The following is a 19,119-nucleotide window of genomic DNA, read 5'->3' as shown; positions in this document are numbered from 1 at the left end:
CATCCATGCGATAACGGCTAACTGACCTCCATCGGTAAAAACGCCACGTCCTGTGGCATTACCGAAATGACCGACATCGTGTCGGCCCTCGTGCAAGCCTAAGCACAAAGCCGATTCCGGACGCAATTACTCCGAGGCATAATTGATTCTCCTCGTCACTACGTGCCTGCGGGGCTTTCAACGCAAGCTTATCCCGCAGGAGTCGCCACTCTCCGTGAAAAATCAACGGTTCCTTATCATTAGTATGAAAAGACAAGCTGAAACAAAAGTGTAGATGTAGATTTAAAATAAAGTTTGATCATTTGTAATAAAGTCCGATAATTTGTAAAAAGGTTTGATACCATTGACAAGATGGATTATGACAATTCAACAAACGGGCCATTTTGCGGAACAAGGATTAGAAATCACAGGGGAAAAAGAGTTAGCATTGGTGAATATTTTGTGTACCCTATTTTGAGAATTATGGAAATGATATTTGAAATGTTTTAGGCCATGTGTGGAAGTGACTTGTTTTAGGGGAGGAGATAAAAAAATGATTGAGTTACGAAAGATATCCGGGGATAACATAGATGAAATAATAGCACTTGAAGTTGAAGAAAACCAGGAAGACTTTTTAGAAACTACTAACCTCAGAAGCTTTGCAGACGCTCATATGTTGAACGCAGACGGTATACCAGCGACTCCCTTCGCCATTTATGCCGATGAAGTTGCGGTTGGATTTTTGATGTATATTTATGATACGTTGGATCATGAATCATTTGAAAATGAAGTTTTTTACGGGAAGAAGAGCTATTTTATTTGGCATATTATGATTGATAAGAGTTACCAGGGGAAAGGATATGGCAAACTTGCTTTTGAAAAAATGTTGATGGATATTGAAACTACGCCAGATGGGGCAGCAGAATATGTATCCCTCTTTTATCGAACAAGTAATGTCATAGCTAAAACATTATACGCTTCATTTGGTTTCGTAGATACAGGAATCATTCAGGATAATTCGATGTTGGCGATTAAAAATCTAGATGGGAAAATAACAGAATCCTTAGTAGAATAGGATCTCTCGGAAAGAAATGTAAGCTATCAATGTCTCGACCCATAATAAACACAAATTTCCAGAAGAAAAAACCGATTTTGTTAACTCTGTCTTAGCAAAAATATAATATTTATACCGCAATCGGGTGCTATTGTTTTAGAATTACTAGGTAGAAAATGATCAAACTTTATTATAAAAATCGCATAGTATTTCACAAAGAAGTAACCCGTTTTGATCAATCATTTTTTCAAAACGAGTTCTTATCATTTAACTTAAAATATGGATTTTGGGGATATTTTAGATCAAACTTTATTCCAAACCAACAGTAGAGATTATGAAGTTATTCAATTCTATTTTTTTAAAACAAAGGAGATGCTACATTTTAAGTAGTATCTCCTATTAAAGTTCTTTAAGAATATTCATTTAAGCATAATTGTAAACATGTAAAAGAATAATAAAGTTGTTTATTTTGATTCTACTATCGTATCATCTAAGTGTAATTCTTTAGAAATATTGAGTTTATTTTTTATTAAGGTAATCCTTTACCTTATTCGCTTCTTCATAAGGGTATTGATATTCCAAAATATCAGCTACTTCAATAGCTACTTGTTCAAATAAACAAATCATTTCAAAAAGAGAATTCCATACGTGTTCATAATCTCCATTAGGGTACGTCTTCATTAATCTTTTCCATATGTCCTTATTAACATATCGCTCAAGATACTTACTGTTTTTTCCTACACTCAATGAAAAATTGGTTTCTATACCAACTTTCCATTCAAACATTGTTAGTAACATTTCTCTTGCGTTATTTAAGTGTTCATAAGCGTAAAGTATTTCTTCTCTCCATAACCCTTTGGCTACATTAGTAGAAATCCACCAAAATTCATTACAACAATCAGCAAAAAAGACAGTGGATGGCTTTTTAACCCAATATTCTTTATCTGTTGGTTCAGCCAGTTTAGGCATATTTCCATCTTTATCTAACAGAATAATTGTCAGGCCATCTTCAGAACAATATTCACCTTTTTCCTCAATAGGAATAAGCATTAAATCAATTCTATTCCCATCTTCAAACAACATTAAGTATGTGAATCTTCCATCTAATTCAGGTGGAATTAACTCCATATCCTCTGGTGTTTGCATTATTATCCTTTTCCCAAACACGTCTACCCAATCAGGATTATTTAAAAACGACTGTAAATCTGATACAAGATAAACAATATCGTAATCTCTTAGATTATCTTTTGGTACATTAGAGTTTGTTCTAGAACCATTCATTCCAACAGCTCTTACTCTATCATCTTCATTAGCCACTTTTAATATCAATTTCATCATTTCTTTTTCTAAACGCATTCTTTATTCCACCTAAAATATAAAATATATGTACTTGTATTTCTAAAGGAGGACCTAATTAATATTGAATAAAGTTAAATAAAGTGCTACATCATTAAAATCCACTATTTTCTAGATCAAAATTTCTTTAGTGAATACAATGTTATTTTTAATATAATAACACAACCATCTTTTTGAAAAACTGAATTATCATGGAAACCCACGATAGAGGAAAAGTGACAATTTCGACTCTCCTCACGAAATGAGAATACGTGGTCCTACAAATAACATACAGATTTATGGAATTAAAAATGGGATTGTCTACAGATTGAAAACGGCTTGCTAGTTAAAGCGACCGTTATTTTTATTATTACAACCACAGATTATCCGACATTAGGTTTTGTAGTTGAAGATATATTCTCGCACCCAATTTATTTTTATAACAAAATATTCCCGTGAAGAAAATTAAGGGAGAGGGAATGCATGTTCTTATTTTATCATATTGCTCTTATTTAACAAGCATTTCGGGCGAAAAGGGGATGATATATATGTAACAATAATTATTTATTGTTTTACGATAAATAATTATTGACTTGGAATGCATGACAAGATAATATGTCATTAGCAAGTTATGAAAGAGGTGCTTTATGAAACAAAAAGAATTATCAAGATGGTTAAAATTGATAATTGTATTTTGTGCTTTATTTGGATTACTATTTTGTATTTATCTAGGGCCACAAACTGGGAAGGAAGTTTTACTAGATTCAGAAGAATTACTATCGTTGTATAAACCATTTATTGCATTCATTTGGATAACGGGAATTCCATTTTTTTTAGCATTAGCTTTAGGATGGAAAATATGTACGGATATTGGCTCTAATCAAGATTTTACTGTTGTGAACGCAGATAGATTAAAAATAATAAGCGTGTTAGCTATGATCGAAGGTGTTTTATATGTAGCTGCGTTAATTTATATTTTTTCGGCTGGTAGCTATCACACGAATGTCCTAGTAATTATGTTGCTTATTTTATTCTTTGCAATCGTCATCTCTGTCTTTACTTCGATGCTTTCTTATTTAGTTAGAAAAGCAAGTGAGATAAAGCAAGATAATGATCTAACGATTTGAGGTGTGTAAAAGATGGTTATCATTGTAAATCTAGATGTCATGCTGGCTAAAAGAAAAATGAGTGTTACAGAATTATCGGAAAAACTAGGCATTACAATGGCGAATGTTTCTATCTTGAAAAACGGAAAGGCAAAAGCCGTTAAATTTTCTACATTAGAAAAAATATGCGAAGTTTTAGATTGCCAACCAGGTGACATTTTGGAATACAGAAAAAATGAAGATAATGAATAATGGGGGAGAAATGATGAAAAAATATATCCTTGCAACTTTACCGATTTTAATAGGAGTTTTATGTTTATTTATGAAGGGAATTATCGGGGACGAATTACTGCCAGATGGAACACTCGTAGAAAGAAACTTCTTTTTAATTCCTTTAAGTTATTTATTTTTCTTTAGCGGTATAATTTTAATATTATTTGTTGCAATTTTTTCTACCGTTAAAAAGACAAATATAGTGAAGTAATATGAAAAGATCAGGTTCATAAATAGGAGCCTGATCTTTTATGCTATTCCCAAGTTTGATCAAGCTTATCACTGTAAAACGTTATGGCTTTGCGATAATCTTTTATACCTTCATGGTTAGTAGTGTGAATTACTGTATGTAATAAAGTTTCCATAGCCTTTGAATGTTCACTCAGATTATAGAGAGTCATTGCATAGAAAACCTTTACATGTTCGGCTTCTGGAAACTCACTTATAGCTTGTTCAAAAATACGTTTGGACTGTTCATATTGCCCTAATGTACGATAAGTGCTGCCTAATCCTACATAAGCATCAACTAAAAATTCGGGTTTAAGCCCTAATTGAATTGCTTTTTCATAGTGGGGGACAGCCTCATTTTCTTTTTCTAATGAATCAAATGACCATGCACATTGAAATTGGTAGTATCCATTTTCAGGCTCTTCTTGAACTAGTGCTACCATTAACTGATTTGCTTCTTCCAATTGACCATTCTCTCTTAAGGCTATGATATGTTGTAATCGCTTATCCATTTTCTTATGCCCTCTAACTTTCTACTTTTTCTTAATATTAAATAATTTTAAACTTTTAAATTAATATTGTATACTTGATTCTAATTTTAATAATTTTACTTTTCTATATTATCAGGCATATCAAGTGGGGAAATATAGGGTTTTTATGTGTACACAACGAAGCGGGTTAACGCTTGCTCTTAGCGGAAATTAATAACATCAAAATAGAGGTGAGGTAGAATGCTAGAGCGTTCTATGGAGAAAACACGGGAACGTAGAAAAGAAAGGGAGTGATAGTAAGGGGAGCATTTTGTTGATAGCTCTTCAATATAAAAAGAAAAGAGGACTATTATGATGAATAATTATCAAAGCATCTTTAGTGAAGGATTTGATTTAAAATACTGTGTGAAGGGACAAGGTAAACCGATCTTGGTAGTGGGTAGCAGTGTATATTATCCACGCTTGTTCTCGGAAAATTTATATAAACATTTTCAATTTATCTTTTTAGATCATAGAGGTTTTGTGAAGCCACCACGTGCTTTAAAGAAAGAAGATTATACTTTAGATAAAATTGTCGAGGATATCGAAACAGCAAGACAAATGCTAAAGCTTGAGGATTTTATCATTTTAGGACATTCGGGACATGCATTTATGGCCTTAGCATATGCCGAAAAATATCCTCAATATGTTCAGAAGGTCATTTTATTAAATTCAGCACCGACAAATAGTCAAGAGAGACAACAGCAAAGTTTTTCATTTTTTAATGAGACTGCCAGTGCTGAACGTACAAAGCAATTTGAGCATGATATTGCATTGTTAGAGAATGATATTCACAATGATCCAGCAAGAAGATTTGTGCATATGTGTATTCGCATGGGGGCGCATAGCTTTTATGATTATACGTTCGATGCTGCTTATATGTGGGATGGCGTCTATACAAATATGGATGTTATTGATTACCTTTGGGGTGTAGCTTTCGCTGAACGAAATCTAATCCAATCAATGGCCCACTTTGATAAACCAATTTTTCTAGGGTTAGGAAGGTATGATTATTTAGTCGCTCCTGTTTCGCTCTGGGATTTAATTGATGATTCATTTGAAAATGTAAAAAAGGTCATTTTTGAAAAAAGTGGCCATAACCCAATGTTTGAAGAACCAAATACTTTTGATAGGGAATTAATCAATTGGATTAATGAATAGAATGATGACCAGTTACTCATGTGGGTATGTAATAAAGATTGAGCATTTAATATATAGTTCTAATTAAATCCTAAATATAAAATCGCTAAAGAATTAATATAATTCTCTAGCGATTTTCCATTTAACTTCGAAGCGTGAACTTAAGTGCCGCCTTATCTAAAACAGCAGCGATTATGATCCCTGCTGTATATCGAACCAAATCCTCTACAAGAAAACCTTTGCCCAAGACCAAAGCCCCGAGCGTGGTCCCGCGAATCTGATTAATCCAGTCCTCCTGATACAACTGGCTAAATTCAATGCCGAAGCTAAACAAAAAACTGAGCCAAATAGCTGTGAGAGTGCTCTTACGCACTAGCAACAACCGAAAACCGAAATAGACCATCATAGCCCATAGTATGTCCCCTGCATTCTGCGCTACAAATGACGGGAGTGGGGTACTCCATCTTCTAGAAGCTAAGCCGAGTGAAATGGTGATAACAATAGCTATCAAATAAGCTATTCGCATGTTACGGTATTGCAGGTTGTTAGGTTTATGCTTATTAGTCAATTGAATCACTCTTTCAGCGTGTTGATAGTATGGATTAATCTTGATTATCTCATAAATGGTGTCAGCAGTTATTATGGTTGTACTCTTCTTTAAGCAAACCGTATATTTCTAAATCTACAACACCTTTACCAGACCAAAACGTTGCTTGTCTTAAAAGCCCTTCTTTTAAAAAATCATTTTTTAGAAGCACCTTTTTAGATGCTTCATTTAATGGCATTACCTCAGCCTGTATTCGATTTATATTAACTTCCTCAAATAAAAATTTGACAAGTATGTTTACCGCATCAGTTGCAAGGCCCTTATCCCAATAGTCCTCTGCTAAAAAGTAACCAATCGTCACCATATTCACCTTTTGATTAAAATCCATTGCTTCTATAATGCCTACTAATTGATCGCTATGAGACTTTTGAAAAATGCCCCATTTGACTCTGCTTTTCTTCTGATAATCTCTGTCAAAATGACCAATCATTTTACCAACTGTTTGGATATTATGTTTAGGGATTATCCCACAATATTCAAATACTTTTTCATTATCATAAATCGCAAATATTTCCTGTAAATGTGCATCTTCAATTTTTTTTAGTACTAGCTTTTCGGAGTTTAATAATGGGAATTCTGCAAACACTTTTTCTATATTCATAGTATTCTCTCCTTATTTTTTTTAAAAGCACAAAACCAGCAGTAAGGCTCTCCTTACCAGTCTCCACTCCAATCAACAAATTTCATTCTCACTTTTGCTTAATAGTAGTAAAATAACTATATTGAGTATTTTAAGGTAATTATGTATAATTTTACTATATTATAACGAAAGTGAGTGATTTATTATGAAAGTCAGCTCTATTTTTCCATCAAACATAAATAAGGTGTGGAAGAACTAAAAATAATAGATTCTTCTGCAAAAATTGGAGGAATTGCATTGTATAGTTATTACGGTCCATTATGTACAGAACTTTATGATTTGACAAAACCAGTAGGATATTCTATTGGTGGAGATATTGAATATTATCTTGAACGATTAAAGGGAACTAAGGGAAAAGTGCTTGAAGCGGGAGTTGGTTCGGGACGCTTTTTAATTCCTTTACTAGAAAAGGGATATAATGTTGAAGGAATCGACTACTCACCTGAAATGCTAGATTTATGCAGAAAACGTTGTAAAGAAAGAGGATTCAAGCCAAATCTATATGAAGGTAACTTGAGCAACTTTTCATTAGACTCAAAATATGAAGCGATTGTTATGCCGACAGGTTCGTTATGTTTAATAGAGAATTCAAAAGATGCAATGGATGCATTAAAATGTATGTATAATCATTTGATACCTGGAGGTCGCTTAATTGTAGACTTACTTTTACCTACAGACTGGCGAACAGGGGAAATTTCTTCATCCTACTATGAAATTTCGAAAGAGGAAGGAATTGCATTAGAAAGAAAAGCTGTTGAAATGAACTGGATCGATCAATATACGCTAACCGTTTTGAAATATGAAAAATGGAGAAATGGTAAATTAATAGATACAGAATTGCAAAAATTTCCATTGAAATGGTACGGAATAGAAGAATTCCAGCACATATTAACAAACTTAGGTTTTTCTAATATTACTTGTTCCGCTGAATATGTTTATAACAAGAAGCCTTCAGTAGAGCATTCATTAATTACATTTGAAGCTGTTCGTAAATAAATATACCTGCTAGATTTTAGCTAAGTAAAAAGCTAAAATCTAGCAGTTTTTTTTCTAAATATTTTTATAAACCTTGTCCATTTATTCGGGTTGCTGTTACGGGATGCTGGGTTGGGAGAAAACGAGTGGAAAAGTATAGTGACTATGGAAGTTTTAAAAATACTAAATAATCACCACATGATTGGAAAATGAGGAGAGATTCTAATTGGAAAATACAGTTATTAATAGTAATTTTGATAGGGCGAAAGTGTTTATAAAAACAAAAGCTAGAGGATTAGAGCGTTCTCTGTTTGAATATGAGTTTGAAAGTGGTAGTAAGGAAAGTGTTCTCAGACAGCTAAAAATATACCAAAACAAGGATGGTGGCTTTGGGAATGGAATAGAGCCGGATTTTTGGTTACCGCATTCATCGCCAATGGCTACCTGGAAAGCAGGGCAAATATTAATGGACATTGGGGCTGATAAAGAGGAACCAATGGTAAGATCTATGATTTCCTATCTAATAAATACTAATCATATGGAAACGGGAATGTGGGATACTGTGTTACCAGAGAACAATGAGAATCCTCATGCGCCTTGGTGGCATTGGCACGAAGGTATACAAGAAAATTGGATGTTTAATCCGGGGGTGGAATTAGCTGCATTTCTTGTGCATTGGTCCACCGAGAAAAGTGAATCTTCAGAAATAGGTTGGAGCTCGATTTGTAAAGCAGTAAATTATTTAATGAATAAGAGCGAAATGGATAGACATGAAATAAACAACTTTCAGCAGCTTATTAAAATAATTAAACCTCATGAATCTAATTTTGAGGATAGAACAAAATATTCTCTTGAAGTAGTTTCTGAAAAAATTATGGATCTTGCTGAAAAATGCGTGGATTGGGATACATCTACTTGGATACATGGCTATAAAGCTATTCCTTTGGATTTTATTGATAAACCTGATCATCCGCTTTGTTCAAGGTTTGGTACATTAGTTCAAAAAAACTTAGATTTTTACTTAGAACAAATTACTAATGAGGGACTTTGGGATATTTCTTGGAGTTGGGGAAGTTATCCAGAAAGCTTCGAAAAAGCAAGGGTATTTTGGAAAGGGATACTTGCCGTTAATAGATATAAGCAGCTAAAGGCTTTTGGTTATTTGGAATAAAAGATTGTTCTACAACTAACTATACTTTAGTTGTAGAAGGCTCGTATTATTGATCAAACTTATTTATAAAAATCTCATACTTAGTTAGAAAGATTAACTCCATTTTGATCAATCTTTTTTCAAAATGGAGTTTTTTGCATTTGCGGATAAAAAAGATTGAAGGAAATTTTTTAATCAATCATTATTCTAAGGCTACACCGACTGGATTGTTAAGTTTATTGGATTTAATTAAAACCCATTTTTTTCTTGCTATATTTTTACTGTATAAAGGAAAAATAGGATTATCTACAATTCAATGAAGGAAGAAGGGTTTTCCATGCATAAGGATATGCATTATGGTAACGACTTTAAATATATTCCAGCAACATCAATTTGGAGTGGAGATGGTGTAGAAGTATTGCCTGATTTATACCAACATACGATTCAAATTGTTAATATTGTACTCTATGGTGAACCTCATAAGGGAGAGTTCGTATTAATTGATGCAGGTATGCCAAAAAGTGCAAAGGAAATTATTTCGATAGCCGAGGAGAGATTTGGATCCAAGAGTCGACCTAAAGCATTAATTTTGACGCACGGTCACTTTGATCATGTTGGGGCGATAATCGATTTAATCGAACACTGGGGTATGCCGGTTTATGCACATTCTTTAGAATTACCTTATTTAATGGATATGAAAAATTATCCTGTACCTGATCCTAGTGTAAATGGTGGTCTACTAGCAAAAGTGTCATCCATTTTTCCGAATGAAGCCATTAACTTAGGAAACAACGTTGAGGCTCTCCCATCCGATGGCAGTATTCCATTTATGGATGGTTTTCGTTGGATTCATACACCGGGTCATACGCCAGGGCATATATCATTATTTCGCGAAGAGGATCGAGCGTTAATTGTTGGTGATGCATTTGTTACGGTTAAACAAGAGTCGCTTTACAAAGTGTTGCTACAAAAAAAGGAAATTAGCGGGCCGCCACGATATTTCACGACGGATTGGCAGGCTGCTTGGGATTCTGTAAAAAAATTAGAGGCCCTAAAACCTTCAGTTGCTATTACAGGACATGGATTACCAATGAAGGGGGAAGAGCTTTCTAGAAATTTGCATAAACTAGCAACTGAATTCGAGCAGATTGCTTTACCTAATAACAGCAAATATTTGAATTAAAATAGTAAAAGGTCACTTTTAATGGTGGAAGAAAACCTTAGGGATGTCATGATGCCGAAGAATATTCTATGAAAATGCTTTTTTTTAATCCTGAATTAAACTTTCTCATAAAAAACTGCATCTCCATTTGTTAGAGGTTTCTAACTTTTGGAGTGCAGTTTACATTGAATTTGTGATCTTTTTGTAAATATTTACTTGTAAATTGTCGTATCTTTCTTACCAACCTCAATGTTGTTTTCGGGAATAATAAGCGTGAAACCAACAATAACGACGAGTCCAGTAATTAAACCATAAATAATCGGTAGTGTAGAAGTGATGCCAAAAATTATAAATGAAATAAAGATAACTAGTGAACTAGCAATAATTGAATAGAAAGCAGCTTTACTTGTTACACGCTTCCAATAAAGACCGATGATGAGAGGTACGAAGATAGCACCTGATAAAATTGCGTAGGCCATGTCTAATGCCACTAATATGTTTTGAATCCATACTGAGAAAATGATGGCTATTACACCTAACCCAAGTATGATCATTCGCGATGTATTGATGATATCTCTATCAGTCATATCTTTTTTTACGTATACCTTAATAATATCGTTGGTGATTAGGGTCGCAGAAGCAAAGATAGCTCCTGAAGCATTGGACATAAGTGCAGAACAAACACTAGCAAGAACAAGTCCCAACAAGCCTGGTGGAAGAATTTCTAATGCAAGACTAGTAAACGCTGATTGAGAGTCGCCTAGATTTGGTAGTAGCACAAGTGCGCACATCCCCACAATACTTAGTACTAAACCATAGAAAACACTGTATACACCGGCCGAAATAGCGCTGCTTTTCGCTACTTTTTGATTTCTCGCTGTAAATACACGCTGCCAGATGTCTTGAGAAACCATTAAACCAAAGAAGTACAATAAAAAGTATTGGAAGATACGATCCCAGCCGATATTTGTAAGGCTAAGATGCGCTTCTGGCACACTACTAAATAGAGTTGTTAATCCTCCGACACTGTTTACGCTATACGGGAACATAATGAAAAACACACCGATAGTCATGACAATAAATTGTATAATATCGGTTAAGGTAATACTCCACATGCCCCCTAATATTGTATAAAAGAGCACGATCCCTCCGCCAATAATCATAGAAGGGATAAGGGACCAGCCCAGTAATACGTGAATAACATTTCCCATACCAATTACTTGTGTTACCACGACCATCAGGGTATAGATGGCAGTAACAATCGCACTAATAAGCTGAGTTCCTTCACCAAAGCGCTTTCCTAGTAACTGACTAATAGTAAAAACCTCATATCCACCAATTTTATTAACGACGAAAAGACCCAAGGCAGCTATTCCAAAGCCCATCATCGAAACAAACCAAAGACCAGAAACCCCGTAATTATAACCTAAAGTCGTAGAACCCATGGTAGCCGCACCACCAATAATAACAGCTGCTAAACAACCAACGTGGCTGTAATACCCTAGACGACTTCCTGCGAGGACAAAATCTTTTTCAGATTTCGCCTTTTTGATTCCGATTATTCCGACAATTATTAAAGCACCAAAATAGAGAAGTAGAACAAAAGTATCCAGTATATTCATTTATACACCCCCCGAACTTAATTCTAATTCGTATTCAGTAATTGCTTCGTCAAGCAAGGAAATTCCTAAGTCTAAATGTTCTTTATCTATATTTAATGGGGGCATCATTCGAATTATTTCTCCCTTATTACCGCTTAAATAGTAAATAACCCCTTTATGCAGACACTTCTCCAGGATATTCATTAACCCCTTACCATTTGGTTCTCGAGTTTCGGGATGAATAATTTCAATTCCTAGCATTAAACCAATTCCACGAACTTCTCCAATCGTGTGATGCTTTTCTTTTAAGTGTATTAATTTATTTAATGCATAGTCACCTAATATTCTAGCATTTTCTATTAAACCTTCATCTTCAAGAACGTCTATTGTAGCGCATGCTGCCGCACATGCAATAGGATTTCCACCGAATGTAGTGCTATGACTGCCAATTGTCCATTGTTCCATTAATTCCCGTGAAGCTACTGTTGCGCTAAGGGGTAGGCCACTTGCAATTCCCTTTGCAATCGCCATAATATCAGGGGTCACACCAAATCGATTTGCCGCAAACCAGTCACCAGTTCGACCAAAACCAGTCTGAACTTCATCAAAAATTAATAAAATTCCGTAGCGGTCACAGATTTCTTTTATTTTTTGTAACCATGCTTTTGGAGGGATAACGTAACCGCCTTCTCCTAGAACAGGTTCTAAAATAACAGCTGCCACTTCATCTGGAGATACTTGATGATTAAATAAACGTTCAAAATCTTTTTCAACGTGTTCTGACCAATATTCATCATGGTTTAAACCTGCTGGTGTTTCCGATAATTGAGCATATGGTAATTGATATGTCATGTTTGCTCCAACTGGTAAATTCTTTCTGTATTTACTTTTTGATGTAGTGAGGCTTAAGGCGCCCATCGTTCTTCCATGGAATCCTCCAAGGAAAGAAACAACGTAAGGTCTCCTAGTTACATGTCTTGCTAATTTTACTGCACCTTCAATTGCTTCTGCTCCGCTATTTCCAAAGAAAAAACAATCTAATGGTTGTGGTAATATCTTTCTCAATTTCTTAGCTAATAGAATAATGGAATCGTAATTTATAATACCGATAGGACCATGAACTAAATAATCAACTTGATTTTTAATCGCAGTAATGACTTTGGGATGTCTGTGCCCTGTATTTTCTGTAGCAATACCGGAAGTAAAGTCTAGATACTTTCTACCGTCGACGCCTATATAAAATAATCCCTCCGATTTAACTACCTGTAAGTTTGGAAAATCCTTCGCCATTGTAGGCGCTAATAAGCCTTCTTCATTAATGTTTTTCCAATCGATCATAAACTCATCCCCATTTCGTTGGTGTTGAAAGAATTTTCTCTTAATTCTGAAAATACGTCAAATGCCTACTATAAGAAAAATTAATAGTTAAAAAATTGTTGATAAATGGTATTTGAAGTGGGATTCCATGATTGTTAACAGCTACAATGAAAATTAATAGAAGTTAAATACATCTCAATTTCTTAAATGGAAGTAGGGTAATTATTACTTTATAATGGAAATACATCTTTGGGAAAATTTATTTTTGTGGGAATAAGGGGAAAGTAGATGGTGATTAGATGGAACTAAGGAATTTAAAAACCTTTCAAGTAGTCGCAGAAGAATTAAATATCACAAGGGCTGCCAAAAGATTAGGGTATACACAGCCAACTATTACGCTACAAATACAGTCTTTAGAAAAAGAACTGAATCACACTCTATTAACAAGAGTTGGTAAAAAGACGCTACTAACAGCTGCTGGAAAAAAGCTAAAAGACCATGTCGATAGCTTATTTATTTTTATAGATAAGTTAGAAAAAGACATGGAAGAACTACATGGACCTTCTGGCATTCTGACGATCGCTGCCTCAGAATATTATTGTACTCAACATCTTTCGCCGATTGTAAATGCTTATTTGGAAATATACCCGACTGTGAAAATAAGCCTTCTACCATTAAATAGTGTACATGCTATCAAAAGTGTACGAGATCATGTGGCAGATATCGCCATTATTGCGAATGAGTGTAATGATATCGATATGAGAAAAACTTTTTTAGAAGAGGAAGAGGCTTTTTTAGTTGCTTCGCCTGAAATTTGCAAAGAAAGAAGTTTTCATGAAATTATAAGAGAAGCTACCTTTATCTCCTATGACTATCATTGTAGTTTCAGCAATATCATAGAACAATACTTCAAAAAAGCCGAATTTCAACCTCAGTCCACTATTATGATTGGTGGAAGTGATGAGATGATAAAGCGTGCGGTGTTGAACGGAACAGGCTATGCGATTTTAGGTCAAAATGCTATTGAGAATGAAATACAGGACGGTTCGATTACGATCCTCCAGGATGTTTCACAATCTATAATTACATCAGCCATTAATTTAAAAGTTCGCTCAAATGAACCGAATATACTAACGTTTCATGAATTTTTACAAAACGCTTGGCCAGTTAGCAATAATCTTAGTGAATCATTTGGTTAAATTGCAATAAAGGGAGTAGTAGAAAATAGGAAATAAAATTGAAAAGAAAAAAACTGTAGCAAATAAATTTGCTACAGCCTGAATTGGTACATGCCCCTTTGATGGCGCAATATAATATATTTTATCATAAAATACTTTATTATAGTGAATTTAGATTTTTACAACATTTTAAAAATAATTAAAACAAATTGACAAAAAATTTTAAAAACGGTATATTCAACTTATTCAACGTTGAATATAAAAAGGTGATTATTATGACAAGGCTATTAGTTCTTGCTATGTTGGGGCTAAAACCAATGACTGGCTATGATATTAAAGTAATGCTTGAATTAAGTGATGCTGAACGATGGGGTGGTGTGCTAATCGGCTCTATCTATAATGCTTTAAAAAAGCTTGAAAAAGATGGCTATATAGAGGTGGCCTGTATTGAATCCACGGGTCATAGACAAAAAGCAATTTACCAAATTACTGAAAAGGGCAGGGAACATGAGCAAGAATTAATTATCGAGGCTCTTGAAAAATCTTCTGTAGTTTATCCTACAACTTTGTATTCTGGTGTATCCTTTGCATTTAAACTGCCAAATGCTAAAGCTGTAGAAGCATTAGAAAAGCAGAAAAAAATTTTGGAACAAGAAGAAAAGGCTATTCATGCTGGCTATGAGGCCAAACTGATTGCTATGCAAGGAGAACTGCCAGCATTAACAAAACTAACATTTGATAATATGTTAGAAATTGTGAAAGTACAATCAAAATTTGTACATCAAGCTATTGAAATTATGAAAAACAATAACTCTCTCGTATGAGGGAGTTAAAAATTAGCTGTATATTCAACGTTGAATATACAATGTTAACTTCTTTTGGCAGGCGTTTGGACACCTACAATTATGCCAAGGCATAATTGATATGAGGGGGGGAAAATATGAAAAAGTTAATTAGTGCTAGTCAATTAATGAAAAGTTATAAAACTAGGTGTGTCGTTGATCATATAGATGTTGATATTAAAGAGGGGGAGATAGTAGCTTTAGTGGGCACAAATGGTGCTGGTAAAACAACAACTATCGGTATGCTTCTTGGCATTATTCCTCAGGACAGTGGAACAATTAAATACTGGACATCTGATTACAAAAAGAAAATAGGTACACAGCTTCAAACAACACCTTTTTTCGAAGGCTATTCTGTAGAGGATAATGTGAAATTATTTGCTGCATTTTATGGAGCTTCGCTAACAAAAATGCTGATAGATGAAAAACTTACAGCTTTTGATTTATTGCAAGTGAAAAAAATGCCTGCTATTAAACTGTCATTAGGACAGCAAAAGCGCCTGGCAATTATCGTGACAACTTTGCATAATCCTAAACTTGTGATTTTGGATGAACCTTCTGCAGGATTGGACCCTAGAGGACAAAGAGAAATTCAACAAATCATTAAACGTTTAAAAGATAGCGGGGTTGCCGTCTTATTTTCTTCCCACGATATGTTGGAGGTAATGAACGTAGCTGACAGAGTTTTGATGATGCATCATGGAAAAATAATTGCCAATGGCTCACCTGATAGTTTAATGGAGCATTACCAAACTCAAAATTTAGAAGAATTATTTTTTGAATTAACGAAGTGAGGTGCGATAAAATGAAGGCTATTTTTGTATTAAATTTGAAATCGAATATAAAAGATATGTATTTACTATTTTGGTCAATATTAATGCCATTTGCTGCGATTATTGCGCTAAGGTTATTTTTACCGAGCTATGCAGAAAATTATGTAGAAGGAATCATTGCTATGAGTGTATTTTTTTATTCGTTTATGACCACTGCTTTTATAGCGTTATCGCAAAGAAAAAGAGGTGTTTATAATTTACTTCACGCTACACCTATGCCTTTATGGAAATATATCATTAGTATTTCGAGTTCGTGGGCAATCGTTGCCATTATCTTATCTTATATCGTGCTTTTATTCGCTATCGTTATCAACCAACTAAATTTTTCTATTAATATCTTCTTATATATGACACCGATTATTCTAATAGCCTCATTAAGTTTTGTTTTTTTAAGCTTTTTTATATCAAGTCTCGTGAAAAACGAGGGACATTTAAGTATGTCTGCCAATGTACTGATGATACCAATGCTACTTTGTAGTAATGCATTTTTTACAATGGAAAAAGCACCGAAAATTATACAATATATTAGTCTAGTAAATCCATTTGAATGGTTTTTAAATGGGATTAAAGCTGCATTTATAAATAACTTTAGTACATGGGGAGAATCTTTACTCCTTTTAATAGGGTGCTTAGCATTGACACTTATTATTTCTTTAAAAACATTCAAGTATAGTGACCAATAATTGTTCAAAGTAAAGCAAAGGCTGTTCTCGAAAAGATTGTTGCTATTCAACTAACGGTGAAGGCTAGTTGAATAAGAAGGGATATTTATAAAAAATGTTGAAGTAGTATAGAATATGGTTCAAACGTATCAGAGCAATGGGAGATTAGTGAAAGAAAATCACTTATTGGGGGAGAATTATTTGAAGATTGACCATTTAGTTGTAAATATTGATAGTTTTGTACAAGAAGATGAAAATTTTATTAGGAAAGTTCACACTATTGGTCTTCCATATGAACCGAAATGGGGAAAGGGTACGAAAGGGTTTAAGGTATCGAACATATGGATTGGGAATGAATATTTTGAGTTGATTAAAATCAAATCAAAAGATGGTGGGGGCTGGATAGAAAGTTGGACTGAGGACTATCATAGTGGGCATAGGGGACTTATTGGTTTTGCATTAGAAGTAGATGATATTGAAGGAACATATCAGAAACTTATTAGTCAGAACATTCAAGCATCAACGCCAGAACCTTTAAAATTCAAATGGTTCTTTAAACTACTAAGTAAGACAATGCCTTGGAAAAATTCATATTTACCTAAATTTGAAGGAATGCCTTTTCAATTTTTCTTACAACAACTTAATGATGAAAAAAGTAAAGCATTTATGCAAAAATATATGGTACCGAATAGTAGGGAAAAGAACATTAATGGAATATTAGAAGTAAAGATTTATGGCACATTGGCTGAACAAGACAAAAATATAATAAAAACACTTTTTCAAGATTATAAAATGAACGATAGTACAATCACTGTTTCTCTAGGAAGACAAATCATTTCTTTTGTAGAATCTAAAAAACATTCAGTTGAAGTAATATTGGACTGTGAGAATGAAGAAAAATCTACTAAACAAATTGAGATAGGAAACAACTTGATTATTAAAAATAATTGATTTCATACAATTGTCTTCTTTAACTAATGGGGGCTTAGTTGAAGAAGATAACCAAACCAAAAGCTACGATCTATACGAAAAGAGCCAAAACAGAAGAAAAAATAATGACCAGAACTCGAGATAGAGTCTGGTCATTTTGTAATGTGCACCAGTATGCACAACGACTCGGTGGTGAAAGTCCACTACAGGCATTAGAGCTTAGGTTACTTCATTTCCTGCTTTGCTTGACAGGGACCACTATAATTATTCAGGGCTCTTTTTAAAATCAACTTTACCTTTCTGTATCAATTTATTTGTTATATTTCTGAAGGAATACCTTGAGCTTCTCGAAAGTAATTTGGGTATTCAAACTACCTGGTACTCCATCGTAAACATGTTCAGCTTTCGGAAGATAATAGATCTCATGAGGAACATTATTCTTTGAGAGTTCCTTGCCTAATATTTTAGCTTGTTCAGTTGGGACAAGACTATCGCTTGTTCCTAAAAACATAATAGTAGGTGGTGTGTGTTCTCCAATATAATTGATCGGAGAAAGCTTTTGATAACGATCAGGAAATTGTGAAGGTGTGCCCCTTATATACTCTTTCATAACAGTTTGCACATAGCCTGGACTAGGGTTATTCTGAAAAAATTTTGTCATATCTGACGGTCCATAAAAGTTAATAACAGTATTAATAGATACTGATGGTACGTTGATGGACGGTGGTAAAGTTTTGTCTCCCATACTATAAGCAGCAAGCATAGCTAAATTTCCACCTGCTGAATCACCCATTACGTTTATTTTTTCAGGATCAATTTTGTAAGTATCCGCATGTTTTACTACCCATCCTACTGCTGATTTCACATCAGCTACCTCATCCTTCCATCCTGCTTGAGGAGGCATGCGATATTCTATATCAAAAACAGTAAATCCTAATTCGCTGAACCATTGATTCAAATAAGGGGCACCCGCTTTACTACCCTCAACCCATCCGCCTCCATGTACCTTTATCACAGCAGGGGTAAGTGTGTTTTTCAATTTTTTTTTGGCGGGCCACATATCAAGCTTTAACTCAACGCCATCTGTAGTTTTTCCGTATACGATATCTTTTGTAAACTTTGATGATATTTCTGTTTTGTTAAAAAAGTGAGAGTAAAGTGAAACTTGAACATTTTCTTTTTTAGCATAGCTCTTCATTTCTATAATTGGCTCCACATTTAAAAATATATTTATTAACAATAGCGGAATCAACATGAATTGAGCGATTTTAACTTTCTTCCATAAAGTAAGTATTAATAGCATTATGATAACAAATGTTAGAAATAATAAAAACCATGGAGTGTACAATGCAAGCGATCCAATGAAACCAACTACACTGAGAATATTAGTTGTATGAAAAATGGCATATGTTATTATGGCAGTAAGAAGTGTTAGAACTACGGAAAGACCTGTTAATAGCCACTGGAAAAAACCTTTTGGGCGCCATAAGGTTAATTGCTTTTGTTCCATATTTCAAAATTCCTCCATACTAAAGAATATATTTTTTCTCCGACAGCACATGCTCTCCATAAAATTT

20 protein-coding genes are annotated in these 19,119 nt (G+C 34.1%); 13 read left to right on the top strand and 7 right to left on the bottom strand.

What is annotated here, in order from left to right; genetic code table 11:
* Positions 1 to 532: 532 nt before the first annotated feature.
* Positions 533 to 1,054: a GNAT family N-acetyltransferase gene (locus tag ACQKN2_RS14265; RefSeq protein WP_427415531.1), complete on the top strand. Its 522-nt coding sequence runs from the start codon at positions 533 to 535 to the stop codon at positions 1,052 to 1,054.
* Between the two features lie 498 nt (positions 1,055 to 1,552).
* Here ACQKN2_RS14265 and ACQKN2_RS14260 read toward each other — a convergent pair whose 3' ends face one another.
* Positions 1,553 to 2,389 (bottom strand): aminoglycoside 6-adenylyltransferase, encoded by an 837-nt coding sequence (locus ACQKN2_RS14260; RefSeq protein ID WP_427415530.1) that lies wholly within the window; start codon positions 2,387 to 2,389, stop codon positions 1,553 to 1,555.
* A gap of 626 nt (positions 2,390 to 3,015) precedes the next feature.
* On the opposite strand from ACQKN2_RS14260, the gene ACQKN2_RS14255 reads away from it, so the two are divergent.
* The 3 genes from ACQKN2_RS14255 to ACQKN2_RS14245 are packed head-to-tail and all read left to right on the top strand — an operon-like array spanning position 3,016 to position 3,958.
* Entirely contained in the window at positions 3,016 to 3,495 is a 480-nt protein-coding gene (locus tag ACQKN2_RS14255) for a DUF2975 domain-containing protein (RefSeq protein WP_427415529.1), read from the top strand.
* Positions 3,496 to 3,507: 12 nt separating this feature from the next.
* Positions 3,508 to 3,726, top strand: coding sequence for a helix-turn-helix domain-containing protein (locus ACQKN2_RS14250; RefSeq protein ID WP_053593496.1), 219 nt, complete (start codon positions 3,508 to 3,510; stop codon positions 3,724 to 3,726).
* 10 nt (positions 3,727 to 3,736) lie between these two features.
* A complete protein-coding gene (locus tag ACQKN2_RS14245) occupies positions 3,737 to 3,958 on the top strand; it encodes a DUF3955 domain-containing protein (RefSeq protein ID WP_427415536.1) in 222 nt (73 codons plus the stop codon).
* Positions 3,959 to 4,001: 43 nt separating this feature from the next.
* On the opposite strand, the gene ACQKN2_RS14240 is transcribed toward ACQKN2_RS14245, so the two are convergent.
* Positions 4,002 to 4,487 carry a tetratricopeptide repeat protein gene (locus ACQKN2_RS14240; protein ID WP_427415528.1) on the bottom strand — a complete coding sequence of 162 codons (486 nt, stop codon included), beginning with the start codon at positions 4,485 to 4,487 and terminating at the stop codon, positions 4,002 to 4,004.
* Positions 4,488 to 4,820: 333 nt separating this feature from the next.
* Between ACQKN2_RS14240 and ACQKN2_RS14235 the strand changes: the two genes are divergently transcribed.
* A complete protein-coding gene (locus ACQKN2_RS14235; RefSeq protein ID WP_427415535.1) occupies positions 4,821 to 5,666 on the top strand; it encodes an alpha/beta hydrolase in 846 nt (281 codons plus the stop codon).
* 121 nt (positions 5,667 to 5,787) lie between these two features.
* Here the strand turns inward: ACQKN2_RS14235 and ACQKN2_RS14230 are convergent, their stop codons facing one another.
* Positions 5,788 to 6,171, bottom strand: a complete 384-nt coding sequence (locus tag ACQKN2_RS14230; RefSeq protein ID WP_427415534.1) for a DUF2809 domain-containing protein — start codon at positions 6,169 to 6,171, stop codon at positions 5,788 to 5,790.
* Between the two features lie 103 nt (positions 6,172 to 6,274).
* Positions 6,275 to 6,853 carry a GNAT family N-acetyltransferase gene (locus ACQKN2_RS14225; protein WP_427415527.1) on the bottom strand — a complete coding sequence of 193 codons (579 nt, stop codon included), beginning with the start codon at positions 6,851 to 6,853 and terminating at the stop codon, positions 6,275 to 6,277.
* Between the two features lie 276 nt (positions 6,854 to 7,129).
* Between ACQKN2_RS14225 and ACQKN2_RS14220 the strand changes: the two genes are divergently transcribed.
* The 3 genes from ACQKN2_RS14220 to ACQKN2_RS14210 all read left to right on the top strand — a co-directional run bounded on the left by ACQKN2_RS14220 (position 7,130) and on the right by ACQKN2_RS14210 (position 10,200).
* Entirely contained in the window at positions 7,130 to 7,888 is a 759-nt protein-coding gene (locus ACQKN2_RS14220) for a class I SAM-dependent methyltransferase (RefSeq protein WP_427415526.1), read from the top strand.
* Between the two features lie 205 nt (positions 7,889 to 8,093).
* Entirely contained in the window at positions 8,094 to 9,038 is a 945-nt protein-coding gene (locus ACQKN2_RS14215; protein ID WP_427415525.1) for a hypothetical protein, read from the top strand.
* A 316-nt stretch (positions 9,039 to 9,354) separates the two neighbouring features.
* Positions 9,355 to 10,200 (top strand): MBL fold metallo-hydrolase, encoded by an 846-nt coding sequence (locus ACQKN2_RS14210; protein WP_427415524.1) that lies wholly within the window; start codon positions 9,355 to 9,357, stop codon positions 10,198 to 10,200.
* 191 nt (positions 10,201 to 10,391) lie between these two features.
* Here ACQKN2_RS14210 and ACQKN2_RS14205 read toward each other — a convergent pair whose 3' ends face one another.
* Together ACQKN2_RS14205 and ACQKN2_RS14200 are read right to left on the bottom strand one after the other, a co-directional pair.
* A complete protein-coding gene (locus tag ACQKN2_RS14205; RefSeq protein WP_427415523.1) occupies positions 10,392 to 11,801 on the bottom strand; it encodes a sodium:solute symporter in 1,410 nt (469 codons plus the stop codon).
* The gene (locus ACQKN2_RS14200; RefSeq protein ID WP_427415522.1) at positions 11,802 to 13,118 is read right to left on the bottom strand and encodes an aspartate aminotransferase family protein; all 1,317 of its coding nucleotides are present in this window, start codon (positions 13,116 to 13,118) and stop codon (positions 11,802 to 11,804) included.
* 278 nt (positions 13,119 to 13,396) lie between these two features.
* On the opposite strand from ACQKN2_RS14200, the gene ACQKN2_RS14195 reads away from it, so the two are divergent.
* The 5 genes from ACQKN2_RS14195 to ACQKN2_RS14175 all read left to right on the top strand — a co-directional run bounded on the left by ACQKN2_RS14195 (position 13,397) and on the right by ACQKN2_RS14175 (position 17,563).
* Positions 13,397 to 14,296: a LysR family transcriptional regulator gene (locus ACQKN2_RS14195; protein ID WP_427415521.1), complete on the top strand. Its 900-nt coding sequence runs from the start codon at positions 13,397 to 13,399 to the stop codon at positions 14,294 to 14,296.
* 254 nt (positions 14,297 to 14,550) lie between these two features.
* Positions 14,551 to 15,099, top strand: a complete 549-nt coding sequence (locus ACQKN2_RS14190) for a PadR family transcriptional regulator (RefSeq protein ID WP_427415520.1) — start codon at positions 14,551 to 14,553, stop codon at positions 15,097 to 15,099.
* Positions 15,100 to 15,215: 116 nt separating this feature from the next.
* Positions 15,216 to 15,911, top strand: coding sequence for an ABC transporter ATP-binding protein (locus ACQKN2_RS14185; protein WP_427415519.1), 696 nt, complete (start codon positions 15,216 to 15,218; stop codon positions 15,909 to 15,911).
* Positions 15,912 to 15,922: 11 nt separating this feature from the next.
* Positions 15,923 to 16,633 carry an ABC transporter permease gene (locus tag ACQKN2_RS14180; protein WP_427415518.1) on the top strand — a complete coding sequence of 237 codons (711 nt, stop codon included), beginning with the start codon at positions 15,923 to 15,925 and terminating at the stop codon, positions 16,631 to 16,633.
* A gap of 180 nt (positions 16,634 to 16,813) precedes the next feature.
* A complete protein-coding gene (locus tag ACQKN2_RS14175; RefSeq protein ID WP_427415517.1) occupies positions 16,814 to 17,563 on the top strand; it encodes a VOC family protein in 750 nt (249 codons plus the stop codon).
* A 289-nt stretch (positions 17,564 to 17,852) separates the two neighbouring features.
* Here ACQKN2_RS14175 and ACQKN2_RS14170 read toward each other — a convergent pair whose 3' ends face one another.
* Positions 17,853 to 19,052: an alpha/beta hydrolase fold domain-containing protein gene (locus tag ACQKN2_RS14170; protein WP_427415516.1), complete on the bottom strand. Its 1,200-nt coding sequence runs from the start codon at positions 19,050 to 19,052 to the stop codon at positions 17,853 to 17,855.
* Positions 19,053 to 19,119 lie beyond the last annotated feature (67 nt).

Origin of the sequence: Lysinibacillus sp. NPDC093688 (assembly GCF_050280145.1) — a bacterium.
Classification (GTDB): domain Bacteria; phylum Bacillota; class Bacilli; order Bacillales_A; family Planococcaceae; genus Lysinibacillus; species Lysinibacillus xylanilyticus_B.
This window is presented reverse-complemented; position numbering and strand designations above follow the sequence as displayed.

Excerpts from the sequence above, each read along its gene's own strand:
- ACQKN2_RS14265 (WP_427415531.1), top strand. The coding sequence starts at position 533 with ATGATTGAGTTACGAAAGATATCCGGGGATAACATAGATGAAATAATA.
- ACQKN2_RS14260 (WP_427415530.1), bottom strand. The coding sequence starts at position 2,389 with ATGCGTTTAGAAAAAGAAATGATGAAATTGATATTAAAAGTGGCTAAT.
- ACQKN2_RS14255 (WP_427415529.1), top strand. The coding sequence starts at position 3,016 with ATGAAACAAAAAGAATTATCAAGATGGTTAAAATTGATAATTGTATTT.
- ACQKN2_RS14250 (WP_053593496.1), top strand. The coding sequence starts at position 3,508 with ATGGTTATCATTGTAAATCTAGATGTCATGCTGGCTAAAAGAAAAATG.
- ACQKN2_RS14245 (WP_427415536.1), top strand. The coding sequence starts at position 3,737 with ATGATGAAAAAATATATCCTTGCAACTTTACCGATTTTAATAGGAGTT.
- ACQKN2_RS14240 (WP_427415528.1), bottom strand. The coding sequence starts at position 4,487 with ATGGATAAGCGATTACAACATATCATAGCCTTAAGAGAGAATGGTCAA.
- ACQKN2_RS14235 (WP_427415535.1), top strand. The coding sequence starts at position 4,821 with ATGAATAATTATCAAAGCATCTTTAGTGAAGGATTTGATTTAAAATAC.
- ACQKN2_RS14230 (WP_427415534.1), bottom strand. The coding sequence starts at position 6,171 with ATGCGAATAGCTTATTTGATAGCTATTGTTATCACCATTTCACTCGGC.
- ACQKN2_RS14225 (WP_427415527.1), bottom strand. The coding sequence starts at position 6,853 with ATGAATATAGAAAAAGTGTTTGCAGAATTCCCATTATTAAACTCCGAA.
- ACQKN2_RS14210 (WP_427415524.1), top strand. The coding sequence starts at position 9,355 with ATGCATAAGGATATGCATTATGGTAACGACTTTAAATATATTCCAGCA.
- ACQKN2_RS14205 (WP_427415523.1), bottom strand. The coding sequence starts at position 11,801 with ATGAATATACTGGATACTTTTGTTCTACTTCTCTATTTTGGTGCTTTA.
- ACQKN2_RS14200 (WP_427415522.1), bottom strand. The coding sequence starts at position 13,118 with ATGATCGATTGGAAAAACATTAATGAAGAAGGCTTATTAGCGCCTACA.
- ACQKN2_RS14195 (WP_427415521.1), top strand. The coding sequence starts at position 13,397 with ATGGAACTAAGGAATTTAAAAACCTTTCAAGTAGTCGCAGAAGAATTA.
- ACQKN2_RS14190 (WP_427415520.1), top strand. The coding sequence starts at position 14,551 with ATGACAAGGCTATTAGTTCTTGCTATGTTGGGGCTAAAACCAATGACT.
- ACQKN2_RS14185 (WP_427415519.1), top strand. The coding sequence starts at position 15,216 with ATGAAAAAGTTAATTAGTGCTAGTCAATTAATGAAAAGTTATAAAACT.
- ACQKN2_RS14180 (WP_427415518.1), top strand. The coding sequence starts at position 15,923 with ATGAAGGCTATTTTTGTATTAAATTTGAAATCGAATATAAAAGATATG.
- ACQKN2_RS14170 (WP_427415516.1), bottom strand. The coding sequence starts at position 19,052 with ATGGAACAAAAGCAATTAACCTTATGGCGCCCAAAAGGTTTTTTCCAG.